The organism is Cupriavidus sp. 05N39 (assembly GCF_056397325.1).
Genome location: NZ_JBFTNE010000008.1, coordinates 74,770 through 94,284, shown reverse-complemented (window position 1 = coordinate 94,284; position 19,515 = coordinate 74,770). Strand labels below are relative to the sequence as shown.

The window sequence follows — 19,515 nt, the reverse complement described above, 5'->3', positions numbered from 1 at the left end:
CGCGCAAGACTTTTGTACGCGACTGTATCAAACCGCCGCAACGATACGCGTACTGACAGAAACGGTCATTACGCGCTACTGGCACGATACATCGGTCTCCTTAAATACGTTCCGTAGCCCGCCGGCGAACCGCAACGATGCGATCCCGCGGCTGCCATATCCAATGCAGACTTTCAAGGAAACCGATCATGACTACCAACATCGCCAAGCGTTTTGTGTTCGCCATCGCCCTGGTTGCCGCCGCTGCCGGTGCGCATGCCGCCGGTCTGTCCCATGCAGGCGCCCGGGACCCGTATACCGAGGGTGCTCGTTCGGTGCAGGAGTCGCGCGACGCATACACCGATGGCGCGCGGGCTGTCGATCCGTACACCGACGGTGCGCGCAACGTTGATCCGTTCACCGACGGTGCCCGCACCCTGGCCGGCATGGACCGTACGGGCGTCTCGGCGGACCCGGCGCGCAGTGTTGATCCCTATCTTGACGGCGCCTACGTCTGACGCTCCCCTTGCCGACCAGACAGGGAGCGCGACTGACAGCGCTCCCGCCCCCGATTCATGCGAACGCTTCCTCATACCGCACTAACTGCGGCCGTTCTGGTCGACAGGTGCGTTCACCGGACGCCGGCCGAGAAACGATGAATCTGCGCCACCACGGCCGCGCCTTCGCCTACCGCCGACGCCACACGCTTGGTGGATCCCGAACGAACGTCGCCGATCGCGAAGACACCCTCCACACTCGTCTGCAAAAGCAGCGTTTGCACGGGAGCTTCGGCAACGTCGGTACCGGTCAATACGAATCCTTTGCTGTCGAGCGACACGCCGCATGTCTTAAGCCAGCTCGTATTCGGTTCGGCGCCGATGAATACGAATAGATGATGTACCGTCATGCTTCCTTCAATGCCGCCGGCACCGCGGTAGTGCACGCGTTCGAGACGCCCATCCCCCTCGAGCGCAGTCAGTTCAATGCGCGTATGAAGCGTTACATTCGGCAGCGAGCCGATACGTTCGATCAGGTAGTGCGACATGCTTTGCTCAAGGCTCGCGCCGCGGATGAACATGTGCACATGCTCGGCGTGCGATGCCAGAAATACCACAGCCTGCCCCGCGGAGTTGCCGCCGCCGACCAGCAGCACCGGCTCCTTGCGGCATAGCCTGGCCTCGATTGGCGTAGCCCAGTAATAGACGCCGCAGCGCTCGAAGCGCGCAAGTCCCTCGACGACGGGACGCCGATACTCTGCGCCGCTGGCGATGACCACGGTGCGCGCGCGGATGCGCCGGGCATCGGCAAGCTCCACGACAAGCGGGTGCTTGTCGCAATACAATGCCTTGACTTCGCACGGAATACCGATATGTGCACCGAACTTCTGCGCCTGAACGAACGCGCGGCCCGCCAGGGCTTGACCCGTGATGCCGGTGGGAAAGCCCAGATAGTTCTCGATGCGCGCACTCGTACCCGCCTGGCCACCGGGGGCACGACAGTCGAACACCGCGACCGACAGCCCTTCGGATGCCGCGTAGACGGCCGTCGCAAGTCCTGCCGGGCCGGCGCCGATGATCGCCACATCGTAGACGTGCGTCGGATCGAACTCAGGAATCAGTCCCAGACAAGATGCGAGCTGTCCCACATCAGGGTTTCGCAGCACAGTGCCGTTCGGACAAACGACGAGCGGGAAGTCATCGGGCTGTGGCGTCAGGCGTTCAAGTAACGCGATGGCGTCGGCGTCCTGCTCCGCATCAAGCGCCATATTTGGAAAAGCGTTGCGGCGCAGAAAATCTTGCAATGCGAGGAGTCGATCATTGCCGGGGGCGCCGACCAGAACGGCACCCTGTCCGCGTTCAATCGCCAAGACGCGCCTCAGAATCAAGGCGCGCATGATCTTTTCGCCAAGATCGGCTTCACTGATCACCATGGCGCTTAGTTGGTTGGGCCGCAGCAACACCGCTTCGACAGCTTCGATGACATGCGCATCTACAACTGCGGGCTTGCTCGAAAGCTGGGTGATATCGGAGGTGAACTCGCCGCGTTGTGTATAGGTGTGGACAATCCGGTGGCCCAGGCCATCACGAATGACTATGCGCACTTTTCCCGACAGCAGGAGGAACATGCCCGGACAGATACTTCCTGCACGATAGAGCAATTCGCCTTTAGCGTAGTGGCACGGGCTGCCGAAGCGACGCACTTTGTCGACTTCAGCCTCCGTCAGGACCGGAAACATCTGGTGGTAGCGCGGATGGTCGCGCACGCTCGGGTCATCGACGATCGCGCCGTCGTCGATATGGCTCGCATCCTCTGCCACCTGATGCGCGAGCTTGTCGCCTTCCAGCCTTGACTCGTTGCTCATCGCCGATTCTCCTTGGTGGCAAATCGGCACCGCCACCGCTAGGTCGACTGTTGCCGATACCTGCAGCCAAAGGCTCCGCCCTGTCAAAAAGAATGGAGCGGCTACTGAATACTTCCGCTTTGCAGTTACCGGTGCGCACGGGACTGTGCGCGACGGCTACCTTATGACGAGAGTAATCGAGTTGTCGCGGCCAGCCAAGAAATCTTGCATTCGCTCTCTTTGGCACCGCGTTGAACGCTACGGAGCGCCACACGGAGTCACAGTACTGTGGTGTGAGAGTTGACAGGCGACCTGCAGACGGACTTGTACAACGCACGACGCAACGATCAATAGAGGTCAAGTCCCTTTTAGATCTGTCCGTCGGGCGGATCTTGCCTAAACACACTTTTTGGCTGGGGCGTTCTTGGGTACGTTTGCTTCAGTCGTCCCCTGCCATGGCAAGAGTAGGCATTAGAGACGCCCTGGTAGTCGTGCATGCCTTCATCGAGGCCAGGCACTTTTCCCGCGATGGGCCCGGGCACCTGATGATCGGCATGTGAACGCGAAAATGCTAGGAGCACCGATACGAGCAGACCGGTCCCTGAGCGGGCGCTTGCTCATTGGACGTCTGGAAGATCTTTCCGCAGCTCCGTGACGCCCGCATCGGGCGTTGAGTCCCGATGCCGGCCGGGCTAGTCTGCCGCACTAAAACCTGTTGACGTCGATAACCGCCTGCGCGAATTCCCGCGGTGCTTCCTGCGGGAGGTTGTGGCCGATGCCTCCCTTGAGGTCCCGGTGCTCGTATTTGCTGGCGAACTTGCTGGCATAGGTGCTGGGCGCCGGATGCGGGGCGCCGTTGGCGTCACCTTCCATCGTGATTGTGCGCACGCCTATGGTGGGCGCCGTCGCGAGCCGCTGCTCGAACTCGTCGTACCTCGGCTCGCCTGCGGCAAGACCTTGCCGCCAGCGATAGTTGTGTACGGAAATCTCCACGTGATCGGGATTGTTGAAGGCAGCGGCACTGCGTTCGAAGGTGGCGTCGTCGAACTTCCACTTCGGTGAGGCCTGCTGCCAGATCAGTTTCGCGAAGTCGTGCGTGTACTTCTGATAGCCATCGCGTCCGCGGTCCGTGGCCAGGTAGAACTGGTACCACCACTGAAACTCGGCCTCAGGCGGCAGCGGCATCTTGCCCGCCGCCTGACTGCCAATCAGGTAGCCACTGACGGATACCAGCCCGTTACAGCGCTCTGGCCAGAGGGCAGCAAGGATGCATGCCGTGCGCGCGCCCCAATCGAACCCTGCGATGACGGCTTTCTGCATGCCCAGCGTATCCATCAGCGCGATGATATCGAGCGCAACGGCCGCCGGCTGGCCGTTGCGCATGGTTTCCTTCGACAGGAAGGTCGTCGAACCATAGCCGCGCAGGTACGGAACAATCACGCGGTATCCGCGCGACGCGAGCAGAGGCGCGACGTCGACGAAGCTGTGGATGTCATAGGGCCAGCCGTGTAGCAGAACGACGGCTGGCCCGTTCGCAGGGCCAGCCTCCGCGTAGCCGACGTTGAGTAGCCCTGCGTTGATCTGCTTGATCGATGCAAAGGCCGCATGGGTACCCGGCTTGGTCGAGGGCAGGGGCGCCGGCTTCGATTGATTGGTCTGGGCTTTGGCGGACGTTAAAACGCCAAACTGTACTGTAGCGAGCGTCAAGGCGGCCGTGCCCAGAAAGCCTCGACGAGGCAGATCGATTTTCTCGGTCATTTTTTTCTCCTAGTGCTGATACGGAATCGTTCATCGGGTCAGCGCTTTACTTATCTTGGCGTGGCGGCGATTACCGGTAGCACGGCACCTTTGCGTCATAGCCACCAGAATCGAAACGACGATGTTGCTGCCAGTGCGATCAGACAACTGTTACTGTTCTTGTATAGCACCGGATTTGCTCGCGTTCATAAAAATAGCCGAGACAAGGCGCCAGCTTGTACACGCCTGGTCGTGCGGCCGGCCCGCGTTGGCGCCTTGCCCGTAAGCTTGTATAGGTCGTCAGTCAAGCGATCGTACCGCCCCACTGCGTAGAGCTTTGCCATCACCACGAGGTGCTTGACGAGGTGGCCAGGGAAGCCAGCTTCCCGAAGCTTGTCGGCCCAGGCCGAGAGCGGCACATTGCGGTAGCGAATCGTCCGACCGAGCGCCTCGGAGAAGGCGCGCGCATAGTGTTCAAGGTCGGCGGACTCGGGGCCGGTCAGGTTGTAGATGTTGCCGATATATGGCGCGAGGTCGTCGAGGATCACGGACACAGCGCGCGCCACATCCAGAGCCGAGATCGGCGACGTCCGACCGCTACCGAGCGGCAACGCCAGCTCGTCGTTGCCATTGCGCMGCGTGAAGGTTCAGGTGCGGCCATCGGCGCTGGAGGTGTAGCGCTCCACCATCTGTGGGTGGACTTTGCCCTGTGCATCCATGCCGAACGGCGTGTCGTAGATCGCATAGCCATGGTTGCGCGTCAAGAACGCGGCTGTCCAGATCGGATCGAGAATCTTCAGGTCCGACTGCGGCACCACTTTCTGGTCCCGCGCTAGCGCAAGCGGATTCGCGCCGGCCATCGGCGCGCCAAGCACGAGCCCCGGCGAACCCCCTCTTCATCGTCAGCACGGAACGGCTCCTTTCAGGCGGCGCATGGAATCAGGCGACCTCGACAATCAGTTCGATTTCCAGGCAGGCGCCGAGCGGCAACTGCGGCACTCCGAACGCGCTGAGCGCGTGCTGGCCGCGCGTGCCAAACACCTCGGCGAACAGTTCGCTGGCGCCATTGGTCACGAGGTGCTGCTCAGTGAAGTCCGCGGTCGAATGGACGAGGCTCGTCAGCTTGACGATACGCACGATTGCATTGAGGTCGCCGGTGGCGGCGTGCAGCGTCGCGAGCAAGTCGATGGCAACCAGGCGGGCCGCCGCAATACCGTCGGCGGTGCGCAGGTCACCACCGAAGCGGCCGGTTCGAACCTGGCCATTGATGCGGGAGAGATGGCCGGATACGTGGATCAGGTTGCCGGACCGCACGCTCGGCACGTAGGCTGCCGCCGGGCCCGAAGCCTTGGGCAGTTCGATGCCTAGCTGCGTGAGCCTGTCGTAGACCCCAGGCGCCGGGGCGAACACCGGACCGTTCGGTTTCAGGCGCATGCCGGGCTTGAGATGCTTCCATGGCAGCTCCGCCGGATCGGCGATGAACGGACCGGGCGCACGCACCACGAAAATGTCTTCCGCGATTGAGGCGAAGTCGGCGCGGAAATGCACTGAGCTCTTGTTCACGAGGATCTTCATCCCCGCCGGTTCGATGCCGACCGCGCGGTACATATTGCGGTCGAGCAGTTGTGCCTTGGTCGAGCTAACGGCAACGAGCACGCCATCGATCCGCAGTCGCGCCATGGGTCCCATGTCGGCAGCCTTGCCATGCATCATTGGTCCTCCGTAGACGAACTTGCCTTCGGACAGCGCCTCCACCTCGAAGGTCGCGCGCAGTGGGGCATCCTCGCCCACCTGTGGGCAGCCGCCGAGCGCAATATCGATCTTCGCGCCGACACCTGTCTGGTGCGCTGCCGCGGCCGCGGCGGGATCGCAGATGATCCCGATCGCGGCGTTCTGCGCGCCGGCCTTGAGAAGCGCACGCAGCATCCCCATGGTGTTGCCATCGCCGCCGACGCCCGGGTTGTCCTGCGTGTCCGCGAGGATCACCGGCCGCGTGGCCTTTTGCGCGATCCGCATGGCACGCTGCACCGCTGCATCCGGCTCCTCGAACTGCACGGCCCACTGGTTCTCCGGTTCGCAGATGCGCGCGAACAGTGTGTCGACGGCCTGCTCGACGCGCAGCTTGTCGAAGCCGTACCCCCAAACCACAGGACCACACTCGGCGAAGTCGGCCGCGGGAAAGCCCGGCGTGAACGACAGCGACAGCACGCCTTGCCGCTCCAGTTCTTCGAGTTGCCCGTAGATGCCTTGAGCGGGTTGCATCATCGTGGACATGCTGTTGACCGGAATCATGAACGGCACGCGCCGTGCTACCAGGTGCGCACGCGTCCCCCGCCTGCCAAGTTCCAGGAGCAGTTCGGCCGCGCGCTTACCTGTGGCGGCCATGTCCACATGCGGATAGGTGCGATACGCTACCACGCCGTCCGATAGAGCGAGCATCCGCTCGGTGACGTTGGCATGCAGGTCCAGCGAGACTACGATCTTCATGTCGGGGCCGGCCACGGCGCGGATGCGCGCCAGCAACTCTCCCTCTCCATCGTCGAGGTGCTGGGCCACCATGGCGCCATGCAGGTCAAGATAGATCGCGTCGTACGAGGCCGTCGTCACCGCCTCCACAATTTCTCCGGCGATGCGCTCGTAGGCATCGGTCGTGACGTGGGCCGAGGCACCGGCGGCCGCCCAGATCRCCGGCGTGACGGCGTGACCATGCTCGCGCACGTGGTGGATGAAGCCGCTGATCGGCACGTTCACGTTCAGCAGGTCATAAATCGCCTCGCCGCGGACCATGGCGGGAAAGTCCTCGCCACGGACGAAGCTCTCGTAGGTGGCCATGGTTGGGGCGAACGTATTGGTTTCGTGTTGGAAACCGGCAACTAGGATATTCAAGTGAGAACTTCCTGGGACTGGATGCTGGGACCGTGCCGGGTGGAATTACTGAGGCGTCAGCTTGATTGAGTGGGCGAGCTTCCTGAACTTTTGGGTCTCGTCGGCGTAGAACGCCGCAGAAGCCTCGAGCGTCTGCGGCTTCATCGGCTGAACGCCGGAGAGCGCAAGGGCCTTGATCAGTTCGGGCGACTGCAGCGCCCGCTGCGAGGCCTCCAGCAATATGCGTGCACGTTCTGCAGGGATGCCGGTCCTGCCCATGACGCCCAGCCAGATCGAATAGACGAACTCGGACCTGCGCGCGACGCTGGTTTCGGAGATCGCCGGCACATCGGGCAGGGTTCGCATGCGCTGCGTGTCCAGCACTGCGATCGCCTTGATCTTGTGTGACTCGAGCAGTTGGGTGGAGGCACCGAGGTTTGGCAGGATCGTGATGTCTATCTGGTGACCGGTCAGATCCGCCAGCATCGGCGTGGCGCCCTTGTACGGCACCTGCAGCATCTTGGCGCCGGTCAGCTGCGCCATGTACTCTGCGACGATGTGGTACATCGTCCCATAGCCCGGATTGCCGAAGGTCAGGCTCTGGCTGCCCGGCTGTTTGCCGGCCGCAATGATTTGTTCGAGCGAGTTGTACGGCAGGTCGCTGCGAGCCATGAGCACGAGCGGGTGGATCGAGACCGGCGCCAGCAGCGCAAGGTCCTCCGACTTGTACTTGGCGCTGGCCAGCGCCAGCGGCGTCAGGATGGCTTCGTTGGGCGAACCCATGATCAGCGTGTAGCCATCGGCGGGACGGCTCAGTAGCCGCTGCACCGCCAGCGCGCCGCCGGCACCGGGCAGATTTTCGATGACCACGGGCTGGCCGAGTGCCTTGGCCATCGTCGGCTGCATGGCCCGCGCAAGTACGTCAGCGGGCCCCCCCGGCGGGAATGCGACCAACATCGATATCGGCTTGGTGGGAAACGCGTCGGCGGCGGATGCCGGCGCGCTGGTCAGAGTAATCCCCAGGAGGGCGGCGCTAAGCGCCATCCAGCGTTTGTGGGCGGGTGGTCCTTGGTCTCGCATGTCGTCCTCGACTCTCTTATTGCCTTCGCTTAGATGACGTAAATTAGTTGGTGAGGAACATTGTTGTCTTTGAAGTTCGCTGGAGCAATAGCAACTTTTTTCTAGATCGTTGCTCTATGGGCAACGTTGGCGGGTGGCGGATCAGGACCGCACAGGCGGTGCAGGCAAAGCTGTCGCAAGTGTGTGAACGTCGTGTATCTGATGTATGTCTCGTTGGCGGTCGAATGTACTGTTTTGTGTCTTGTCCGGTATCGGATTCAAATCGTCGGGTCCTCGCCCCGACGCTCTCTCCCGAAAGCCACAATGGGAGCCAATCAGGCGGCACGAAATGAAGAAATCAGACATCGAGCGATGCAGTGGCGTCCGCGGCAGCTCAACAATCATCGGCACATCGGCGCCGAAAGCACGGCATCTCCATCACAGATCAGTTGGGCTTCGGCGCAGTCGCTGGCTGAGACAACGCGCGCGCCACACGACGGGCTTGCAGTTGCTGCGCCCGGTTCGCATCGGCCTTTGAAACCTGTCCCGCCTCCCGCCCCGCCAGATCCACGCGTGCTGCACCTTCCACCAGGCAGGTCCAGTAGCGGGTGCCGCGGCACCAGGTCCGGATCGCGTGGCGCAATACCGGCTCGCTCAGGCCAAGTTCCTGCGCCTGCGGGACGAGATCCTCGAAGTTGCCGATCTTGAGCGGCAACTTGGGCGCAGGATTCTTCGGAAAGGTTTGCGGGAAGCGCTTTTGCAGCGTCGCGATGGCTTGCAGCACCGGATCAACGGGCTTAGCGGGCTCATTAAGGGGCGTCGCTGGGCGGGCCGAAGCCTTCGGGGGGGGCGCGACGCGTCTTGGCCCGTGGCGCGGCCTTGGCTTGCCTTGCCAGTTGTTCCTTCAATGCCGCCAGCTGTTCGAAGCCCATCGTGCCCAGCCATAAAAGAACGCCCACATTTGCGGAATTTGAGGTCGCCATTAGCCGAAATAACGATCTGCAACATCAACTATCAGCAGCGACGTGCGCAAGGGCTGCCTATTTCAAGCGCAGGAGCGGAATCAGTCGTCGACTATGTGATTGGTCAACGCATGAAGAGGAATGGGCACATGCGCTGGACGATCCCGGGAGCCAATGCACTGCTGCAGGTGCGATGTGCCGTTCTCAATGGCGAGGACATAAGCAATTTCAGGCGTTGATACCCGCCTGACAGGCGATCGAGGGATTTTCGAATGTATTCCCTGCGTCATAGAAGGTGCCCCCGATTTTGGCCGCTCCCTCCAAGGTTCGAAGGGGCAGTGCACGGCGCGCTCGATCGATAGCGCAGTGCTCAGGGCGCCGGCTCCTGCGGATCGAAATCCAACTCGATCCTGGCGCCGTTGGGGTCGTGCAGGAACAGTTGCCAGATGCCGGTGCCCGGCTGCCGCCCGAGGTTGAACGGAACATCCAGCTGGCGCAGATGATGCGCGACACGGGGGAGATTGGTCGCGCTGAATGCCATGTGATCCAGCACACCCGCGGTGGATACCGGTAGCTCGTCTTTCGCGACCAGGTGAATGATGGGCGCGCTAGCCGCATAGAGCCACGCGCCCGGAAACGAGAACGGCGGGCGCTCACCGGTCTCGAAGCCAAGTACGTTGGTATAGAACGCCACGCTGTCTTCCAGCGCCGCGGTGAGTACGGTGAAGTGGTTCATTCCGGCAATCGCCATGCATTGCTCCTATTCTGCAGGAGCCCAGGGGCTCCCTATCGTTACGCTAAATATCGTCAGTGCCCCCCCGGAAGCCGGGCGAAGGCGTGATCATTCCCACCTCGGTCTCCGACGCGACGCCAAGAAGAAAGATCCGCTGGGGTTCAAGAGGTTGCCGTCGCGCATGGTCGCGGCGAGTTGGTGGCGCCGATCCTCCGGCTGGAGGGCGGCGCCCGGTTCTCCCGGGCGTTTTGTCCAAATCCGTCCAAATCGATTCCTTCCTTTTGATCCCTGAATCCGGGTAGGCAGTCAGGTATGGTCGGCCAATGCCTGGCCGCCACGCCAGCCGTAGTGTCGCCGCGCAAGAAGATATGATGCATGATATATTCTCTTGGCGTCAACATTGGTATCCGGCTGGAAGCCTGCCGTACGTCCTGTGTTGTCGTCTCTCTTGGACAAGGAACGCCTTTTCAGGCAAAGGATGTCTCGATGAAGTTCATCAGTCATGGCCCGGGAACCGGGGCGGATACGCTGGTTTTGAAGGAAGCCCACCCCCCCGCGGTAGCCGCCCACGAAGTGCTGGTCCGCGTGGCGTTCGCCGGCGTCAACCGCCCGGACGTTTTGCAACGGCTAGGGTTGTACAATCCGCCGCCGTCCGCATGCCCGTACCTGGGCCTGGAGATTTCGGGCACGGTCGAGCAGGTAGGCGAATCGGTCACGCAGTGGAAAGTCGGCGATCGAGTCTGCGCCTTGACGCACGGTGGCGGCTACGCGGAATTCTGTGCCGCCGACGCGCGGCATTGCCTGCCGGTGCCCACAGGGATGACGCTGGAGCAAGCGGCGGCGCTACCGGAAAACTACATCACGGTATGGGCCAACCTGTTCGCCGGCAAGCTGGTGTCGCGCGGCAAGACCATCCTGATCCATGGCGGCAGCAGCGGCATCGGCATTACAGCCATCCAGATGTCCCGCGAGCTTGGCGCCGAGGTCATCGTCACCGCCGGCAATGCGCAAAAGCTGGCGATCTGCCGGCAGCACGGCGCCACGCATCTGATCAACTACCGCGAGCAGGACTTCAATGACGTCGTCTCGGAGGTAACGCAGGGCAAGGGCGTCGACGTGGTGCTGGATATGGTGGGCGGGCGCTACATCGAAATGAACCTGCGCGCGCTGGCGCTGGACGGCTCGCTGGTCCAGATCGCGTTCCTCGAGGGCAGCCGTGTTGATATCGACCTGCTGCCGGTTATGCTCAAGCGGCTCAAGATGACGGGCTCCACGCTGCGGGCGCGCACCCCGGAAAGCAAGGCGGCGCTGATCGTGGGTTTGCACGACGCGTTCTGGCCCGTGCTGGACCAGGGCCGGTGCCTGCCGCTCATTCATTGCGTGATGCCGCTTGCCGATGCGGGCAAGGCGCATGCGTTGATGGAGTCGAGCACGCACGCCGGCAAGATCCTGCTCAAGGTGGCATAGGCAGGTACGTCCAGGGCTGCACCGCCGATGGTCGTGCGGCCCTGCTATCGGGCTTGCGTGTCAGCCGGGGTCATCCTGCACCGGGGTGTCCCCGACGAGGAAGTCGATCAACGCGCGCGACGCCGCCGACAAACGCCGATGTGGCGCAAAAACCAGTGAAAACGGCCGGGGCCGGCCGTGAGCATGGGCCAGTACTTCCACGAACACGCCGTCCCGGATGCGCTGGTCCGCGATGAACCTGTAGGTCTGGCAGATGCCCAGCCCTTGCTCTGCCAGCGACACGACGCCTAGCACATCGTCGGAGACCTGCAAGCCGCCCGACGGTGTCCACTCCACATCGGCGCCGTCGTCCCTGAACGCCCAGGGCCCAACCCGGCCGGTGCTGGGCATCACGAAGTGCAGGCAGGCATGGCCCGCGAGGTCGCCGATGGCCTGCGGCGTGCCCGCGCGCTTCAGGTAGGCCGGCGTGGCGACCACGCATAGCTCGGCATCTTCCAGCTTGCGCGCCACCAGCCCGCTGTCCGGCAGCTTACCCAGGCGTATGGCGACGTCGAACCCCTCTGCCACCAGGTCCACATTACGATTGGTGATGTTCAGTTCGATCTGCACATCAGGATAGCGCTGCGTGAAGCGCCGCAGCATCGGGGGAAGCCGATAGTGGCCGTAGGTCGTCGGTACGCTGAGGCGGACGCGCCCGGTCAATTCGCCATCCTGCCCTTGGATGGCCCGTTCGGCATCGTCGATCAGTGCGAAGGCGGCGCGGGTGCTCTCCAGGTACAGACGGCCTGCCTCGGTCAGGTTGAGACGCCGGGTGGTACGCCGCAATAGCTGGATGCCTAGACGGGACTCGAGGCGGGCAATCGCACGGCTGATGACCGACGGGGTGGTCGAAAGTGCGATGGCCCCCGCCGTGACCGATCCCTTATCCACGACCACGATAAACGCCTCCACATCGCTCAGATGATCAAATCGACGCCCCATTATTGCCTCTGAAGAACAGGTGATTTCCCTATGCGGGAGTTTATCGCCGCAAGCGGCTTGAATAAAGTGTGTGCATTCGCCGCGTGCGCAGCGGCGCGAACGGTTCGAGCTATCGGGGGAAAAATGAAACAGATGCACAAGCTTGCCGCCGGTGCGGTAATGGCAATGGCCGCGTTTGGCGCGCAGGCCGGTAACGTCCTGGTGGTGCTCTCCGACTCGGATCACCTGGACCTGAAGGATGGCAAGGTATTCGAAACCGGGTTCTACCTGAACGAGCTGATGCAGCCGGTAAAGCGCTTGCTCGACGCCGGCCACGCTGTCACGTTTGCTACGCCCAGGGGCAATGCGCCTACGGTGGACAAGTCGTCGATCGACAAGATGTATTTCAACGGTGACGAAGCCGCGCTCCAGGCGCACAAGGTGTTGATGGAGCGCCTGGAGATCACCTTGCGCGGCAGGTCACCGGTGATCAGCTTGTCGCGCGTGGAGCAGATTGGCTACGACCGCTTTGATGCCGTGTACATCCCCGGCGGGCATGCGCCGATGCAGGACCTGCTGCAAAGCCCGGAGCTTGGCAAGCTGCTGGCAAGCTTCCATGCACGTGGCAAGACCACGGCGCTGGTTTGCCATGGCCCTATTGCGTTGTTATCGACGCTGCCGGATGCGCGTAGCTATGTGCAAGCGCTCCAGGCCGGAGCGGATGTGCAAGCCGCTCCGGCCTGGATCTATGCGGGCTATCGGCTTACGGTGATCAGTAATGTGGAAGAGGAGCAGGCGAAAGGCTTGCTGAACGGCGGGGCGATGAAGTTCTATCCGCAGACGGCGCTGGAGAAGGCCGGCGCGCGCTATGGCAGCAACGTGGCGCCGTGGACGCCCCATGTGGTCGTGGACCGCGAGTTGATCACAGGGCAGAACCCGGCTTCGGCACTGGCCGTTGCCGGCAAGTTGATGGAACGCCTGAAGTAGGCCCCCGAGTCTGCTCAGCCGCGGCCGGAGGGCGTTTCCCCGAGCCGCGCGCTGAGGTAGTCAAGAAAGGATGTAATGCGCGAGGACAGCAACGTGTTGCGGTAATAGACCGCATGGATGGGCTGCTCGAGCTCCACGGTGCCTGCATCAGCACCTGGACCAGGTCGCCCCGGCCCCGGTCCGCTTGCGTCATGTAGTCGGCCAGGCAGGCAATGCCTTCGACGGCGAGCGCGAGCTTCAGCAGGGTCTCGCCGCTGGGGGCGCGCAGGCCGGGCTCGATCCACAGGGTGTCACCAAGCGCATGGCGTAGGGGCCATTGGTTGAACGTGTCCGGTTGGGTGAATGCGAGCAGGCTGTGGCTGGTGAGTGCGCTGACATGCTTGGGTTTGCCGCGCGCCTTGAGATACGCGGGGTTGGCCACCAGGCGCAGGCGGCTGTTGCACACCGCACGCGCATGCAGGGTGGCGTTCCGCAGCGCGCCAATGCGGATCGCCACGTCGGTGCAGGGGCTGCAGTATCGTGCCTTCCCGCCTGCGGGAGTAAGCCGCCGGGAGTCAGAAGATACTTGCCCGAGGCGCAAGAATCGCGCTTGCATGGCTAGCCGGGTCAGGCGATGGTCTGCACGGTGCCCCCCTCTGCCCGGATCGCCGCGCCATTGACCACCGCGGCCCGCTCGCTGGCGAGAAAGGCGACCACGTTGGCAACTTCAGCCGGTTTCGCAAGGCGATAGATTAGCGAGGAGGGGCGGTTCTCCTGCATGAACTTTCGTTCCGCGTCGGCGTAGGACAAGTCAGGGTTCACCGACTTGATGAAGGCTTTGAGGCTTTCCGTTTCGGTGGGGCCCGGCAGCACGGCGTTCACTGTGACGGCGGTGCCTTTCGTGAGTTCGGCCAGGCTGCGCGAAATGGAGAGTTGCGTCGCCTTGCTGGCGCTGTAGTGCGCCATCGAAGCCATCGGCGTGAGCGCGACCTCGCTGGAGATGAAGATTACGCGGCCGTGGCCCCGATCGAGCATGCCCTTCATGTAAGTGCGGGCGAGGCGCACACCGCTCCACACATTGACGTCGAAGATGCGTTGCCAGTCTGCATCGGAGGTGCTGAAGAAATGGCTGAGCGCGTAGGTGCCGATGTTGTTGACCAGGATATCGATCTCGGGAAACGCCTCGGCCGCCAGCTTCTCGCTGCCTGCAACGCTCATGTCCGCGACAAGCGCCAGCGAGCGGCCGGCGCCAAAGCGCGCGTTGAACGCCCCTACCACTTGCTCGACGTTCGCGGCGTTGCGCCCATTGACGATGACCCGCGCGTCGTCCTCCAGCAATTGCGCGGCGATGGCATGGCCGATTCCGGATGTGGATGCGCTGACCAGCGCGGTCTTGTCTTTCAGGTTCAGATCCATGATGTATCTCGAAATATTGATAAAGACAGCAGATCGATGCCCGCCATTTCRGGTTGAAGTATGGCGGGCCATAACTCCTTTGATAACGGCATGCAATGGAATATGATTGTTGAATTCAATTCGTTTCATTCAGAAGATGGATAGTCGCAGCGGTGAGATGCTGGTGTTCACGAAAATCGTGGAAACAGGCAGTTTTTCAGCGGCGGGAAAAGTGCTGGACCTGACTGCATCGGCCGTGAGCAAGCTGCTTGGCAGGATCGAAGAGCGGTTGGGTGTGCAATTGGTGCGCCGTTCCACCCGGCAATTGGTCATCACCAATGAGGGAAAGCACTTCTATGACAGCTGCGTTCGGATATTGAATGACATAGAAGAAGCCGAGCAGGGCGTTTCGCAGGGCACGGTAGCGCCGCACGGCGTCCTGCGCGTCAATGTGTCATTGCCGTTCGGCACGCATCACCTGATTCCCCTCGTTCCCGAATTTCATCAGCGCTATCCGGAAATCACGCTCGATATCTCGCTCACCGATGCGCTGGTCGACCTGCAGCGCGAACGTATCGACGTGGCGATCCGCATGGGGCCACTGGCCGATGCGAGTTTCCGCGCGCGTGTGCTGGGCGAGAGCCGGCGCGCGGTGGTAGCGTCGCCAGCTTACGTGGCGGCGCACGGACGCCCGCAAACGCCGGAGGACTTGCAGCGGCATCGGTGCCTGGGCTTTAACTTCAGGCGTTCGCTGGACGAGTGGCCGTTCCTGGTCGATCGACATACCGTCTATATGCCGATGCGTGGCGACATGCTGACCAATAATGGCGAGACCATGCGCCAGCTGACGCTGGATGGGATGGGCATCAGCCGCCTCGGCCTGTTTCACGTGGCGAGGGATATCGAGGCGGGCCGCCTGGTGGAACTGCTGAGGGAATACAACCCGGACGATAAGGAGGAGATCCATGCGATCTTCAGCAACCAGCGCTATATGCCGCTGCGCGTGCGGGTGTTCATCGATTTCCTGGTTGAACGGATCGGGCCGGAACTGCGTCGCTTTGCAGCCAGCTAGCGTGGCGCAAGGCGCAGGCGCTCCGAGGCATTGCCCGGGAGCGCTGCGGTGCCAGGAGAGTCAGGCAACCTGATGCATCTCATGCAGCTCGAACTCGCCGATGCAGTGGCCGGCGGCTTCGCGGAATGCCTGGATGTAATYGCTCGCCAGATGGCTGCGCCATTGTTCCGCCGAAGCCCATTGCTCGACGAAGGTCACCAGGCCGGGTTCGGTGTTCGATACATGCAGCTCGTATCGGAGGCAGCCGGGCTGCTGGTTGGCCGACGCGACCACCTTGATCTGTTCGGCGATCATGCGGTTTTCAAGGCCGGGCCTCGCCCGCGCGTGAGCGATGATAGTCAGGGTATTTTTCATGAGGCACCTCAACGCTGAGCCGCTGCGGGCGGGTACTGGTTCGCGTCTTCCGGAGACGGGCCGCCATGCAGCCAGTTCACCACCCAGCCGCTCTCCAGGATGTTGAGCGTTTGCGAGCCCGCCGGCAGCCATGCCTCGTGCTCCACGCCGCCGGGCGCACGGAAGAACCCGCCGTTTTCCACGTTGTAGCGCACGCCGCTGGATTCAAACACATGGGTGCCGCCAACCAGGATCACATGGGACTCCGCGAGATCATGCGTGTGGGGCTTGATATGCACCGCGATGGGCGTGCGGAACATCAGCATCGTCAGTCCCCTCTTCTGGTCGACATGCAGGATCGCGTATTCGGGCGAGTTCCTTCCCAGCGCGGGAATGGTCTTCTCCCATTTGAGCGCGGCGGGATTGATCAGGGAAGGGAGCGGGGCAGCGGATGCAGCGGGGGTGGCCGCATCCGCCGGATGCGCAGCACCGAGCGAAAAGAGGAGAGCGGCGAAGGCGGAGGCCAAGGTGGCCTTCGCGGCAAAAAAGGCTATACCGCGCGGTGCGCGCGCCTCGGAGAGAATCGTGTCCATGATGTTCCTTGTGAGCGGCCTGGTTGAAGACACTGTTTTCAACGACAACCTGGAACATAGTATTGGCGAGAGCGACTCCCTCAACTAGAGGGCGCAATGGAACTTCAAGCTGGAAAAAAATTCAGGGATGGCCAGGCGCAATCAGGCAGTTTCCGGCGCCGGGGCGGTCAGACCTGTTCTTCTTCCCGCGATGCCATCCACTCCAGCAGCACCGTCTTGCCCCACTGGATATCGTCGCGAATGGCTGCGGATGCTATCTTGGCGTCACCTCGGGTAAGGCCATCGAGCACGCGATAGTGAGGATGCTCTTCCAGGCTTTCCCGGCTGGCCTGCAGCTCCGTGTGGAAGATATGCAGCAAAGGACCCATGCGCACCCACATACTCTCGACGACGGAGAACAGGTTGGGCAGGTGCGATGCGGCGAGCAGTTCGAAGTGGAACTTGCGGTTCTGGCTGGCCGCCTCGCGCGGGCTGGTCGCCACGGCCTTGATAAAGGCTTCGTGCGTCTTGCGCAGGCGGGCAATCTCCTGCGGCGTGATGCGCGCCGCGGCCGCCTCGGCGGCCGCGCCTTCCAGCAGCGTGCGCATCAGCTGGATCTCCGCGACGGTGCCCGGATCCAGCTCGGGCACGGTGATGGAGGTGGCGGCCGTCATGGTCAGGGCCTGCTCGCTTACCAGCCGGAAGATCGCCTCGCGCACGGGGGTGGTGCTTGTTCCCATCGATTCGGCCAGCTCCGCCACGCGCAATCGCTCGCCCGGCACGTACTTGCCGCTCATCAATGCGGATCGGATCTGGTCATAGACGCGTGACGACAGATTGCTCTTCTCCACGCGCGCGAGTTCTTTCATAACGTCTAGTCTCGATAAATGGTGTTCAGGGGCACATCATATATGATATGCAATGCTGCCCCGTCCGTTATGGCATGACGCGTTCCGGCTCCGGCGGCTAGCCCAGCAGGTAATCCACCAGCAGGTCGATCTGCGCCGTCACCATATGCTCGCCCCGGTGGATCCGGCATCCGCGCGCCTTTGCCGCCAGCAGGAGGGCGGTTTCCGCCGGCTGCATGATGACCTCGGCCACGAGGCTGCTAGGATCAAGCAGGACGGGGTCCAGCGGCAGCGGATCCTCGGGTTTCAGGCCGAGAGAAGTCCCGTTGACAATCAGATCCCATTGCCCGGCCGCGCCTTCGGCGGAGCCGACAGCCGCATCGGGCCGTTTGGCTTTCAATTGTGCCACCAGCAAGTCAGCCTTATCCCGCGTGCGGTTGACGATGGTCAGCTGCCGCACGCCCGCATCGAGCAGGGCGGCGGCGACCGCCGTCGCGGCGCCGCCCGCGCCCAGCAGCAAGGCGCGCTTGCCGGCCGGGTCGATCCCCTGGCCGCGAAGGCCCGTCACGAATCCCACGCCGTCGTACATGCGGCCGATAAAGCGGCCGTCGGGTGTGCGGCGCGCGACATTGCACACGCCGAGATGCGCCGCGATACCTTCGAGCCCATCGCACAGCGCCGCCATCTGCTGCTTGTGCGGCACGGTGACGATTACGCCGGCCAGGTTTTCCACCAGGCGCAGTCCCTCTAGCGCTGCGGGCAGTTGCGCCGGCGAGACCTTCCATGGCACGAGCACGGCGTTCAGCCCCAGCGCCGCCACGCGGGCGTTGAAGAAGGTGGGCGTTCGCACGTGGTGGGTGGGGTAGGCGAGGATCACGACGACCCGGGTGCGGCCGTCGATGGGCGCCACGGGCAAGCTGCTTGTCTCTGACATTGTTGGGTGCTCCGGAAGAATCAAGAAGGGTCAAAAAGGACTGCAAACAAGGCGCCGGCAAAAAACCTTCTTGCCAGGCACCGATAATGATGTAGGATATATCCTATATGATGTATTGAAAAGGCGCAGCGGGATCGGGTTCGATACGCGAACCGGCGGCGAACCAGCGCCATCGACGGAGGAGAGAACGTGCAAGCAGTATTTGGCTCGCCCGGACGCTATGTCCAGGGTGCGGGGGCATTGGATCTGCTGGGCGAACATGTCGCCCGGCTTGGCCGCGACGCCGTGCTGGTCGCGGACAGCATGGTGATGGCCATGATTGGCGAGCGGGTCGGGCGGCTATGCAGTGCCGCGGCGGTCGCGCTGCGCAGCGTCGGCTTTGACGAAGGGCTGACCCCGCAACTGGTCGCCCGGCTGGTCGACGAACTGGGCGGCACCGCGCCAGCCGTGATCATCGCCGCGGGTGGCGGGCGCAGCATCGATGCGGGCAAGGCGCTTGCGGATCATTACCGGGCGCCCGTCATCACGGTGCCCACGGTGGCGTCCAACGACGCGCCCACCAGCAAGAACTATGTCCTGTACGACGAACAGCATCGGCTGCTGGCGGTCAGGCATCTGTCCTATAGCCCCGTTTGCGTGATTGCCGACACCGCGCTGATCTCGCAGGCGCCCGCGCAGATGCTGCTGGCCGGCATTGGCGACGCGATCTCCAAGTCCTTCGAGGCCGCGCAGTGCGCGGCCGCCCTGCAGGGCCGGAACATGTTCGGCACCCGGCCCTTGCTGTCGGCGCAAGCGCTGGCGCGGGAATGCCACCGCGTGCTGGTGGCGGATGCGCAGGGTGCGCTGGCCGTCGCGGGATCGGGCCAGCCGGATGCGGCGTTCGAGCGCGTGGTGGAAGCTACCATCCTGATGTCTGGGCTGGGTTTTGAAAGCGGTGGCCTGTCGATTGCGCATGCGTTGACGCGCGGGTTGTCCACGCTGCGCGAGGCCAGGCGCGCAGCGCACGGCTTGCAAGTGGCCTATGGCCTGCTGGTCCAGCTAGAACTGGAGCAGCGCACGGATGGTGCCCGCGCAGAAATCGAGGCGCTCTACCGGCAAATCGGGCTGCCGCTCAGCCTGAACGGCCTTGGGCTTGGCGACGCCACGCGTGAGGAACTCGAGGCCGCGGCGGAGCTGTCATTGGCCGCGCCCCACATGAAGAATTTCTCGCGCGAGCTGAGTGCTGCCGATATCGCGGATGCGATGCAGGTAGTGGAAGCCCGCGCGCTCGCGACACTACGGTAAGCCCACGG

General features: G+C 63.0%; 19 protein-coding genes and 1 pseudogene. 5 read left to right on the top strand and 15 right to left on the bottom strand.

The window, feature by feature from the left end:
• The first annotated feature begins 188 nt into the window (after nucleotides 1-188).
• The gene (locus tag AC1DN0_RS06075) at nucleotides 189-497 is read left to right on the top strand and encodes a hydroxyquinol 1,2-dioxygenase (RefSeq protein ID WP_441627133.1); all 309 of its coding nucleotides are present in this window, start codon (nucleotides 189-191) and stop codon (nucleotides 495-497) included.
• 113 nt (nucleotides 498-610) lie between these two features.
• On the opposite strand, the gene AC1DN0_RS06070 is transcribed toward AC1DN0_RS06075, so the two are convergent.
• From AC1DN0_RS06070 to AC1DN0_RS06035, 8 genes are all read right to left on the bottom strand, one after another.
• Complete coding sequence (locus AC1DN0_RS06070) at nucleotides 611-2,341, bottom strand: FAD-dependent oxidoreductase (protein WP_441627131.1); 1,731 nt, start codon at nucleotides 2,339-2,341, stop codon at nucleotides 611-613.
• 684 nt (nucleotides 2,342-3,025) lie between these two features.
• A complete protein-coding gene (locus AC1DN0_RS06065; protein ID WP_441627129.1) occupies nucleotides 3,026-4,078 on the bottom strand; it encodes an alpha/beta fold hydrolase in 1,053 nt (350 codons plus the stop codon).
• Nucleotides 4,079-4,263: 185 nt separating this feature from the next.
• The gene (locus AC1DN0_RS06060) at nucleotides 4,264-4,611 is read right to left on the bottom strand and encodes a Rossmann-fold NAD(P)-binding domain-containing protein (RefSeq protein WP_441627127.1); all 348 of its coding nucleotides are present in this window, start codon (nucleotides 4,609-4,611) and stop codon (nucleotides 4,264-4,266) included.
• Between the two features lie 93 nt (nucleotides 4,612-4,704).
• On the bottom strand, nucleotides 4,705-4,917 hold the full coding sequence (locus AC1DN0_RS06055) for a hypothetical protein (protein WP_441627125.1): 213 nt from the start codon (nucleotides 4,915-4,917) through the stop codon (nucleotides 4,705-4,707).
• 79 nt (nucleotides 4,918-4,996) lie between these two features.
• Entirely contained in the window at nucleotides 4,997-6,943 is a 1,947-nt protein-coding gene (locus tag AC1DN0_RS06050) for an Atu1372/SO_1960 family protein (RefSeq protein ID WP_477145601.1), read from the bottom strand.
• A 45-nt stretch (nucleotides 6,944-6,988) separates the two neighbouring features.
• On the bottom strand, nucleotides 6,989-7,828 hold the full coding sequence (locus AC1DN0_RS06045) for a tripartite tricarboxylate transporter substrate binding protein (RefSeq protein ID WP_441627234.1): 840 nt from the start codon (nucleotides 7,826-7,828) through the stop codon (nucleotides 6,989-6,991).
• Between the two features lie 598 nt (nucleotides 7,829-8,426).
• On the bottom strand, nucleotides 8,427-8,765 hold the full coding sequence (locus tag AC1DN0_RS06040; RefSeq protein WP_441627121.1) for a ProQ/FinO family protein: 339 nt from the start codon (nucleotides 8,763-8,765) through the stop codon (nucleotides 8,427-8,429).
• A 548-nt stretch (nucleotides 8,766-9,313) separates the two neighbouring features.
• A complete protein-coding gene (locus AC1DN0_RS06035) occupies nucleotides 9,314-9,694 on the bottom strand; it encodes a VOC family protein (RefSeq protein ID WP_441627119.1) in 381 nt (126 codons plus the stop codon).
• 468 nt (nucleotides 9,695-10,162) lie between these two features.
• Between AC1DN0_RS06035 and AC1DN0_RS06030 the strand changes: the two genes are divergently transcribed.
• On the top strand, nucleotides 10,163-11,143 hold the full coding sequence (locus tag AC1DN0_RS06030; protein WP_441627117.1) for an NAD(P)H-quinone oxidoreductase: 981 nt from the start codon (nucleotides 10,163-10,165) through the stop codon (nucleotides 11,141-11,143).
• A gap of 60 nt (nucleotides 11,144-11,203) precedes the next feature.
• Here AC1DN0_RS06030 and AC1DN0_RS06025 read toward each other — a convergent pair whose 3' ends face one another.
• Nucleotides 11,204-12,124 (bottom strand): LysR family transcriptional regulator, encoded by a 921-nt coding sequence (locus AC1DN0_RS06025; protein WP_441627115.1) that lies wholly within the window; start codon nucleotides 12,122-12,124, stop codon nucleotides 11,204-11,206.
• A gap of 123 nt (nucleotides 12,125-12,247) precedes the next feature.
• Between AC1DN0_RS06025 and AC1DN0_RS06020 the strand changes: the two genes are divergently transcribed.
• Nucleotides 12,248-13,090: a type 1 glutamine amidotransferase domain-containing protein gene (locus AC1DN0_RS06020; RefSeq protein WP_441627113.1), complete on the top strand. Its 843-nt coding sequence runs from the start codon at nucleotides 12,248-12,250 to the stop codon at nucleotides 13,088-13,090.
• A gap of 14 nt (nucleotides 13,091-13,104) precedes the next feature.
• Here the strand turns inward: AC1DN0_RS06020 and AC1DN0_RS06015 are convergent.
• Nucleotides 13,105-13,592: pseudogene (locus AC1DN0_RS06015) on the bottom strand (LysR substrate-binding domain-containing protein); the annotation flags it as partial.
• A gap of 104 nt (nucleotides 13,593-13,696) precedes the next feature.
• A complete protein-coding gene (locus AC1DN0_RS06010) occupies nucleotides 13,697-14,614 on the bottom strand; it encodes an SDR family NAD(P)-dependent oxidoreductase (RefSeq protein WP_477145600.1) in 918 nt (305 codons plus the stop codon).
• A 28-nt stretch (nucleotides 14,615-14,642) separates the two neighbouring features.
• On the opposite strand from AC1DN0_RS06010, the gene AC1DN0_RS06005 reads away from it, so the two are divergent.
• Complete coding sequence (locus AC1DN0_RS06005; protein WP_441627109.1) at nucleotides 14,643-15,536, top strand: LysR family transcriptional regulator; 894 nt, start codon at nucleotides 14,643-14,645, stop codon at nucleotides 15,534-15,536.
• Nucleotides 15,537-15,596: 60 nt separating this feature from the next.
• On the opposite strand, the gene AC1DN0_RS06000 is transcribed toward AC1DN0_RS06005, so the two are convergent.
• The 4 genes from AC1DN0_RS06000 to AC1DN0_RS05985 all read right to left on the bottom strand — a co-directional run bounded on the left by AC1DN0_RS06000 (nucleotide 15,597) and on the right by AC1DN0_RS05985 (nucleotide 18,223).
• The gene (locus AC1DN0_RS06000; protein WP_477145599.1) at nucleotides 15,597-15,890 is read right to left on the bottom strand and encodes a putative quinol monooxygenase; all 294 of its coding nucleotides are present in this window, start codon (nucleotides 15,888-15,890) and stop codon (nucleotides 15,597-15,599) included.
• An 8-nt stretch (nucleotides 15,891-15,898) separates the two neighbouring features.
• Entirely contained in the window at nucleotides 15,899-16,462 is a 564-nt protein-coding gene (locus tag AC1DN0_RS05995) for a hypothetical protein (protein ID WP_441627105.1), read from the bottom strand.
• 167 nt (nucleotides 16,463-16,629) lie between these two features.
• Nucleotides 16,630-17,310, bottom strand: coding sequence for a GntR family transcriptional regulator (locus tag AC1DN0_RS05990; RefSeq protein ID WP_441627103.1), 681 nt, complete (start codon nucleotides 17,308-17,310; stop codon nucleotides 16,630-16,632).
• A gap of 97 nt (nucleotides 17,311-17,407) precedes the next feature.
• On the bottom strand, nucleotides 17,408-18,223 hold the full coding sequence (locus AC1DN0_RS05985) for a shikimate dehydrogenase family protein (protein WP_441627101.1): 816 nt from the start codon (nucleotides 18,221-18,223) through the stop codon (nucleotides 17,408-17,410).
• Nucleotides 18,224-18,412: 189 nt separating this feature from the next.
• On the opposite strand from AC1DN0_RS05985, the gene AC1DN0_RS05980 reads away from it, so the two are divergent.
• A complete protein-coding gene (locus AC1DN0_RS05980) occupies nucleotides 18,413-19,507 on the top strand; it encodes a glycerol dehydrogenase (RefSeq protein ID WP_441627099.1) in 1,095 nt (364 codons plus the stop codon).
• Nucleotides 19,508-19,515 lie beyond the last annotated feature (8 nt).

Excerpts from the sequence above, each read along its gene's own strand:
- AC1DN0_RS06075 (WP_441627133.1), top strand. The coding sequence starts at position 189 with ATGACTACCAACATCGCCAAGCGTTTTGTGTTCGCCATCGCCCTGGTT.
- AC1DN0_RS06070 (WP_441627131.1), bottom strand. The coding sequence starts at position 2,341 with ATGAGCAACGAGTCAAGGCTGGAAGGCGACAAGCTCGCGCATCAGGTG.
- AC1DN0_RS06065 (WP_441627129.1), bottom strand. The coding sequence starts at position 4,078 with ATGACCGAGAAAATCGATCTGCCTCGTCGAGGCTTTCTGGGCACGGCC.
- AC1DN0_RS06055 (WP_441627125.1), bottom strand. The coding sequence starts at position 4,917 with ATGGCCGGCGCGAATCCGCTTGCGCTAGCGCGGGACCAGAAAGTGGTG.
- AC1DN0_RS06045 (WP_441627234.1), bottom strand. The coding sequence starts at position 7,828 with ATGCAGCCGACGATGGCCAAGGCACTCGGCCAGCCCGTGGTCATCGAA.
- AC1DN0_RS06035 (WP_441627119.1), bottom strand. The coding sequence starts at position 9,694 with ATGGCGATTGCCGGAATGAACCACTTCACCGTACTCACCGCGGCGCTG.
- AC1DN0_RS06030 (WP_441627117.1), top strand. The coding sequence starts at position 10,163 with ATGAAGTTCATCAGTCATGGCCCGGGAACCGGGGCGGATACGCTGGTT.
- AC1DN0_RS06025 (WP_441627115.1), bottom strand. The coding sequence starts at position 12,124 with ATGGGGCGTCGATTTGATCATCTGAGCGATGTGGAGGCGTTTATCGTG.
- AC1DN0_RS06020 (WP_441627113.1), top strand. The coding sequence starts at position 12,248 with ATGAAACAGATGCACAAGCTTGCCGCCGGTGCGGTAATGGCAATGGCC.
- AC1DN0_RS06005 (WP_441627109.1), top strand. The coding sequence starts at position 14,643 with ATGCTGGTGTTCACGAAAATCGTGGAAACAGGCAGTTTTTCAGCGGCG.
- AC1DN0_RS05995 (WP_441627105.1), bottom strand. The coding sequence starts at position 16,462 with ATGGACACGATTCTCTCCGAGGCGCGCGCACCGCGCGGTATAGCCTTT.
- AC1DN0_RS05990 (WP_441627103.1), bottom strand. The coding sequence starts at position 17,310 with ATGAAAGAACTCGCGCGCGTGGAGAAGAGCAATCTGTCGTCACGCGTC.
- AC1DN0_RS05985 (WP_441627101.1), bottom strand. The coding sequence starts at position 18,223 with ATGTCAGAGACAAGCAGCTTGCCCGTGGCGCCCATCGACGGCCGCACC.